Source organism: Rubneribacter sp., assembly GCF_965361815.1.
In genome coordinates, this window is record NZ_CBDTNW010000044.1 from 1 (window position 1) to 6471 (window position 6471).

General features: G+C 63.7%; 3 protein-coding genes and 1 pseudogene. 1 reads left to right on the plus strand and 3 read right to left on the minus strand.

What is annotated here, in order from left to right; translation table 11 throughout:
* Positions 1-89 precede the first annotated feature (89 nt).
* Together ACWKY3_RS02870 and ACWKY3_RS02875 are read right to left on the minus strand one after the other, a co-directional pair.
* A complete protein-coding gene (locus ACWKY3_RS02870; protein WP_449314912.1) occupies positions 90-767 on the minus strand; it encodes a 4Fe-4S dicluster domain-containing protein in 678 nt (225 codons plus the stop codon).
* Positions 764-3679 (minus strand): molybdopterin dinucleotide binding domain-containing protein, encoded by a 2916-nt coding sequence (locus ACWKY3_RS02875; protein ID WP_449314913.1) that lies wholly within the window; start codon positions 3677-3679, stop codon positions 764-766. The genes ACWKY3_RS02870 and ACWKY3_RS02875 overlap by 4 nt, the downstream gene beginning before the upstream one ends.
* A gap of 248 nt (positions 3680-3927) precedes the next feature.
* Between ACWKY3_RS02875 and ACWKY3_RS02880 the strand changes: the two genes are divergently transcribed.
* Positions 3928-5397 (plus strand): helix-turn-helix domain-containing protein, encoded by a 1470-nt coding sequence (locus ACWKY3_RS02880; protein ID WP_449314914.1) that lies wholly within the window; start codon positions 3928-3930, stop codon positions 5395-5397.
* A 593-nt stretch (positions 5398-5990) separates the two neighbouring features.
* Here ACWKY3_RS02880 and ACWKY3_RS02885 read toward each other — a convergent pair.
* A pseudogene (locus ACWKY3_RS02885) lies at positions 5991-6471 on the minus strand (dimethyl sulfoxide reductase anchor subunit family protein); the annotation flags it as partial.

Here is a 6471-nt window from a genome sequence, read left to right on the forward strand (position 1 = left end):
GCCGCCAAGAGCGCCTGCGTCCCGAACAGCCCCGCCGACCACGCAACCAGCGTGGTGAACAGGATCAAAGGCCATTGCAGTTCCATAACCTACTCCCCTCCCTGCCACTTCATGTCGCGCAGGATGTACGCGAACGACGGCTTGTTGCCCACGTCGGGCAGGCGGTATACATCGGAATCAGCGTAATCGCGCGAAAAGCCTCCGTCTATGCTCTCCCTCAGCGTCACGCGCGCCGCCTGCAAAGCATCATAGGAGCGATCCGCATTGCCTTTCGTCATATCAGGGGCTGCGAAAGAATCGATCCCCTCATCCAAATCCCCGAAGAACCGCGCACGCCCGCCGCACTGGCTCACGCACTGCGGCAGCTCGCCCTGGGCGATCTTCTGCTCGCACATGGTGCACTTCTCCACCACGCGCTCCTCCTCGTTCAAGTACCTCACCCCGTAGGGGCAGGCCATGGCGCAGAACTGGCAGCCTATGCACTTGGACTTGTCTATCTGCACCGTGCCGTCCTCAAGCTTGTGCGAGGCGCCCGTGGGGCACACGGCCACGCACTCGGGCTGGGCGCAGTGCTGGCACTGCACGGTTAAAAAGTACAGATCGACATCGGGGAAATCAGCCCCTTCGAACGAGGGGTTGGGCCCCACTCGCAGCACTTTGTTCCAGAACGACCCGATGGGCACATCGTTCACCGCCTTGCAGCTCACCGAGCAAGCAAGGCACCCGACGCACTTGTTCAGGTCGGTGACTATCGCGTATTGCGTCATCCTGCGTACTCCTCCCACTTATCGGGATCTTGCGAAATGTTGTTGATGGCGGCAGCCCATTCCCTCAGGCGAGGATCGCTCGGCGAGGTAATGATCTCGGTGCCGTCGTTGCCGCAGGGCACCGGGTTTCCAAACGGCGAGTTCTCGGGCGTTGCCTTGTATATCTTGCCCAGGTAGGCCCGGACGTTTCCGCAACCGCAATGCGGGCATTGCGCGTTCCTGTCCACCAAATGGTTGACTGCGCACAGTTCGTGCCCCTTGCTCGCCTGCGAAAGCTCCGGGAACCACCACTGGTGCTCGCAGTTGATCACGCCGGGGTCGATGCCCATGTAGAGATCGGCCACCTGACGAACCTTGCCCCAGGGCGTCTCTATCCACACCCAGTCCCCTTGCTCGATGCCGTACTCGGCCGCCGTCTTCGGATGTATCTCGACACGCGGCACCGGCCACAGCTCTCGGCACCAGGGCAGCTGCCGATGCTCCGAGTGGAAGTAGACGGGGATGCGACGACCCGTCGTTATGATGAGGGGGTACTCTTCGAACATCTCCGGATCGCTCACGGGCGAATGAGGCGGCTCGTCGTAGCTTGGAAGCTCCCATCCCTCTCCCGGGTGATACGACTCCATAAGCGTCGACCAGATCTCCACCTTCTTGGTGGGCGTGTAGAACCCCGGCTTGAAATCTCCCTTCGTTCCCAGGATGCCTCCGGCGTTGCGCGACCTCAAAGCACCCGTCTCGTAGCGACGGTACGTCCCCCACAGCTCGGGCTCCACCACCTTGACGTCCCACCATCCCTTCTCCTGGAACTCCTCGACGTATTCGTCCCACGAGTCGCGGAAATACTTCACGCCGTCGTCGAGCAGATCCTGCTCGCTCGGATAGGGGCGCGCGGGATCTTGCGGCCAATACGGAATGCCGGCGTATTTGTGGAAGTTCACGAGTATCATCGGATCGAAGATGCTCTCCCCTATGGGCTCGATGCAGTTGACGTTGGCCCCCATCGCGCCGTGCGACCCCTGCGACGCACGCGGGCAACCGGGGATCTCGAGCCAGTGCTGGGCGGGCACCAAGATGTCGGCCATGCCAGCCGAAGGAGGCTGCCAGAGGTTCGCCTCGAACGTGAAGTCGAGCTTGCGAAGCGCCTCCCAGTTGTACGTGGTGTTGCCCTGGCACATGAAGTCACCGGAGGAGTTCATGGCCATGACGACCGGGTACGGCTCGCCCGTGGTCATGGCCTCCCACACCGTGTTGGCATCGGCCCACGAGTTGAACCAGCGCAAAAGCGGGAACCGGTCGCTGCCCAGGCGGGCGAGTCGGTTCTCCTCGGGCATGGGCGGGCATCCGGGGGCGTTCGATCCAAAGCCCGCATGCCCTCCCTCCACAGGCGAGCGGGTCGATCCGCGATTGCCTCCCGGGGTGTCCATGTTGCCGGTGATCTGGACCAGGGTGTCAAGGGTCCTGCACGTCTGCACGGCATGCCCGTTGTGCTCGATGGCCAGCATGTAGCGCAGCCCGCCGTTGCCATAGCCCGTCGCCGGGTCGAGGCGCGTGGCCCATGCCAAGGCGGCGTCCTCGATGAGCTGGGCGTCGACGCCGGTTATCTCGGCGGTGCGTTCGGGCGTGTACTCCTCAAGCGACTCGACGTAGAACTCCCACACGGGGCGCGCCATGTGCTTCGATCCGTCCTTGAGCGTCACCTCGAACTCCCCGTACAAGGCGGGATCGATCTCAGGATCGAAGGGAGTGGGATTCGGACACCAACCAGGCGCCACCCCTTCCGTGAAGCGCTGTTTGGGCACGAAGCCCTCGGTGGGTTTGCTCCATGCCTCGCCTTCCCACAGGCCGCTCTCCGAATCGAAGTACGTCAGCTTGTCCGCAAGGTTGTCCCACACCATGTAGCGGTGAGGATCCCCGTCCTCGGCCAGATCGGACGCCTTGAGCAGCCTCGTGGTCAGCTTGAAGGGATCCCCGTTGCTCGACACCGTGTCGTATCCGGAAGCCTCCATGTCCTCGACGACCAGGAAAGGAGCGTTCGTCCATCGCTTCACGTACAGATCGTCGTAAAGCTGGTGATCGACGATCACATGCGCCCAGCCCATCGCCATCGCGCCGTCGGTGCCCGGGCGCAGCGCCAAGTGGTAGTCCGCCTCTTTGCCCAGGTTCGTCACACGGGGGTCGACGATGATCGTGATGTCGGCCTCGTTCGCCACCTCCACGCTCGTGCGGCAGCTGTCGTCGTAGTTCGATATCTCAGTCGATCCGCCCCAAGCGGTGTACACGCGAGGTCGGTCGACCGTGGCCACCCAGGAATGGGCGAACTGGGACACGAGGTTTCCCGTGAAGTGCCGAGGACCCTTGCACACCTGCCAAGCCTGGATCCCGTTGGGAGAGCCCCACATGCGAACCCATCCCGCCGTGCCCGCCATCGGCCAAACGCGCGAAGTGCCCGTGATGCCCGCGATGGACGTGCCGCCGTAACGCTCCTGCACTTCCCTCGCCTTTTCGACGGTTGTCTGGAACGCTTCGTCCCAGCTGATGCGAACCCAGCCAGGGTCGTCCTCGCCTTTGGGGTTCGTGCGTTTCATGGGGTAGCGAACGCGGTCGGGATGGTACGCAGCCTCGATGGAAGCCTGCGACTTCGTGCAGCAGTTTCCCCGAGACTGAAACGCCGACTCATCGCCCTCGATCTTCACAGCGCGACCGTTCTCGACCGTCACCCACACGCCGCATTCCATTTTGCCGCAGCCGCGGCACGCGGTGCGAATGCGCTTGACCTCTTTCTGGGAAGCGCTTTCCACCTCGCTCTCCGCAAGCGCCGCCGCAGGTTTCGCACTCGCGAACGCGACTGCGCTGGTCACCGCAGCCAGTTTCGCGAATGTTCGCCTTGTTATGCATGGCCTTTGTTTCTCCATACGCCCGATCTCCTCTCGCGGGGCCTCTCCTCCTGTGAGGGCCCCTCCTCCTCGCAGGGCGGCATCTCGTCAAAACCCTGCCCTTCCCATGATCGTTGCGAGAGCGCGCCAAGGGAATCGGATGCCAGCGTATAACCACGTCAGAGGCGTCATAAACGGCTTATGAATTTACACGCGCCCTGCGCGAGCCTATGATGTTCGACAAGAGGAAAGCGCGAGGACGCACCGCGCGGAGGGGAGAGGACGAAATGATCAGCGTCACAACGAAAGCCGTCACGCTGGACGAGACTTCGCTTGCGAGGATCGCGGGGTTCGCCTGCAACCGAGCTTGGGCGCACATCTGCTTTTTCAGCATCACGCTCTTTCACATGCCCGACGCCATGGGCGGCTCCATCAACACGAACGTCTACCTGTGGAGCGTAGGGGCGTTGGCCCTCACCTTGACGGTGGCGGCCTTGCTCCATGAGCGGACGGAACGCATGCTTTCCGGAAACGTCGGCATGGTCATCGGGCCGCTCGTGATGTCGGCGGGCAGCGCGCTCATCCCCGCCGCAGGCTTGCCAGAGGTCGCACAAGGGGCGCAGGGCGGGCTTATGGCGGTGGCGGCCCTTTTCACGGGCGCGGGATCGGCTATGCTCCTCATGTCGTGGAGTATAGCGTTCTCCAAGCTCAAGCTGAACAGGCTCGTCGTGGAATCCTGCTCCGCCTATTTCTTCGGCATCCTTCTGTACACGCTCATCTCCCTGACGCCGCCTGTCGCCCAGTACGCCTTCGCCATAGCGCTGCCCTTGATGTCGGCTTGGCTCTGCCGCAACGCCGACGCCGCAGCCGTGAGCACCTTGTATCAAAAGCCCCACTTCGAAAGCCAGAATCGAGATTTCCTCAAAGTTGCGGCGGGCATCGTGCTGTTCGGATTTGCGGCGGGCATCACCCGCGACATACAGCCGGTCACTCAAAACCAGCCATCCGACGGATTCGCCCTCACCATGCTCATAGCCATGTCGCTCATCATCATAGCCTTCGTGGTGATAACGGGGAAAAGGCAGGCGCTCGACATCAACATGCTGTTCCGCCCCGCCCTCATCGTCATGATCGCGGGCATCCTCCTGATCCCTCTTTTCGGCCAATCCAGCCTGGTGCCCGCCGCGCTCGTGAAAACAGGCTACACGTGCTTCGAGCTGATCGTCTGGATCATCCTCGGTTACCTTTGCCAGCGCATGAAGCTCTCGCCGGTCCTCACGTTCGGATTCGGACGCAGCCTTATCGCAGCTTCGGGATTCGTCGGGAGCATCGCCGCCTACGCCCTTGCGCCCGTCGTGCTCCAAAACCCTATGCGAACAGTCGCATTCTCAACCGTCCTCGTCCTTGCGCTCCTCATCTTATGCAATTCCATATTGACGACCGAGAACTTCTCGAAACTGTGGAAGGGACGGGAGGACGCGAAACGCGCCTCGTTCAAAGACCGATGCGAAACGCTGTTCGACCAGTATGAGCTGTCGCCTCGACAGCGCGAGATAGCGTACTTGATCGCCTGCGGACGCGATGCGAACTACATCAGCGAGAAACTTTTCATCTCCAAAGGAACCATCAACGCGCACCGCCTGCGCATCTACAAGAAACTCGACATCCATTCGCGTCAAGATCTGCTCGACATGATCCCCCGCGCTCATCGCGACGACGGCGAGCGGCAAGGCGACGACGGGACCGCACCGTCGTAGCGCGCCTTTGCCCCCGCATCCAGAACGCCCGCCCCGCCCTCTGCCAAGCTGCCGCTGGCACGGACCTCGCTCCCGTAAGTTGGCCGCAAACCGCGCCCTATGGCACGCGCGGGGCCGTCTTTTCACCTTCCGCGCCCCTCGCGTCCGGAGAAACCCCAGATCGCGAGAATCGCGCGGTTCGACGATACGCCGGATCGGCCGCCCGGAGTGCCACAGGGCGCGGTTTGCGGCCAACTTGCACGCGGGGGTCTGCTAAATCGAGATCGGCATGGGCCGGACCGGCCCGTCGGGCAAAGCCCCGCCGGGCGCATCGAAAAGCCCTCCCCGCCTAACAGGCGAGACTTTCCGAAGCGCCCGAGCAGGGAAGCTCGGCTCGAGTGTTGGCAAGCACAGGTTCGCGTCAAACCTGGTTTCATGTGTCTAACAGAGAGGCGGACAGGGATGCCAAAGCGCCCCGCGCGGAGGCGGCCTTCCCATTTGCAAGGGGGTTTCGGGGAGGGAGGCCGCGCCCGCGCGGGGCGCTCGGAAGACGTACGGGGAGCACGGGACCGCCCCTCTTATCCGCAGGACGGCCCCGTCAAGCCACAAGGAGCCTAGTAGAACATGAACACGCTCAGGCCCAGCTCGTAGAACACGACGCGCAGGGCGATCGCCCCTACGAGGGCGCAGGCCACGGCGACGGCGCCCCAAACCTTCCAGTTGGCGGACTTCCTGCCCATGAAGGCCGCCGCCAGCGGGGCCAGACCGCCGATCACCACGGCGCCCGCCCACAGAAGCGGGACCTGGGCGGCCACGACGCTCGCGGCGTCGGCCATGCCGGCCGTCGGGCGCGTGGGGTCGAAGTAGAACCCGACCTCGGCGAAGGCGCCGGCGGACGCCTGCAGGGAGGCGGCGAAGGCCACGGCCGTCACGGCTCCGACCGCCGCGCCGACGAGGGCCGGCAGCCCCGCGGGCGCGGCGTCGTCGCCGACTGCGGCCATGACAAGGGCCATCGTGCAGGGGCCGAGCGCGCACGCGTTGCCGAGGACGTAGAGGATCCAAAGGACGCTGTCCCACGCGGGGCGGGCGGCCATG

Bases quoted from the DNA above. Each gene is read 5' to 3' on its own strand.
- ACWKY3_RS02875 (WP_449314913.1), bottom strand. From the start codon at position 3,679: ATGGAGAAACAAAGGCCATGCATAACAAGGCGAACATTCGCGAAACTG.
- ACWKY3_RS02880 (WP_449314914.1), top strand. From the start codon at position 3,928: ATGATCAGCGTCACAACGAAAGCCGTCACGCTGGACGAGACTTCGCTT.
- ACWKY3_RS02870 (WP_449314912.1), bottom strand. From the start codon at position 767: ATGACGCAATACGCGATAGTCACCGACCTGAACAAGTGCGTCGGGTGC.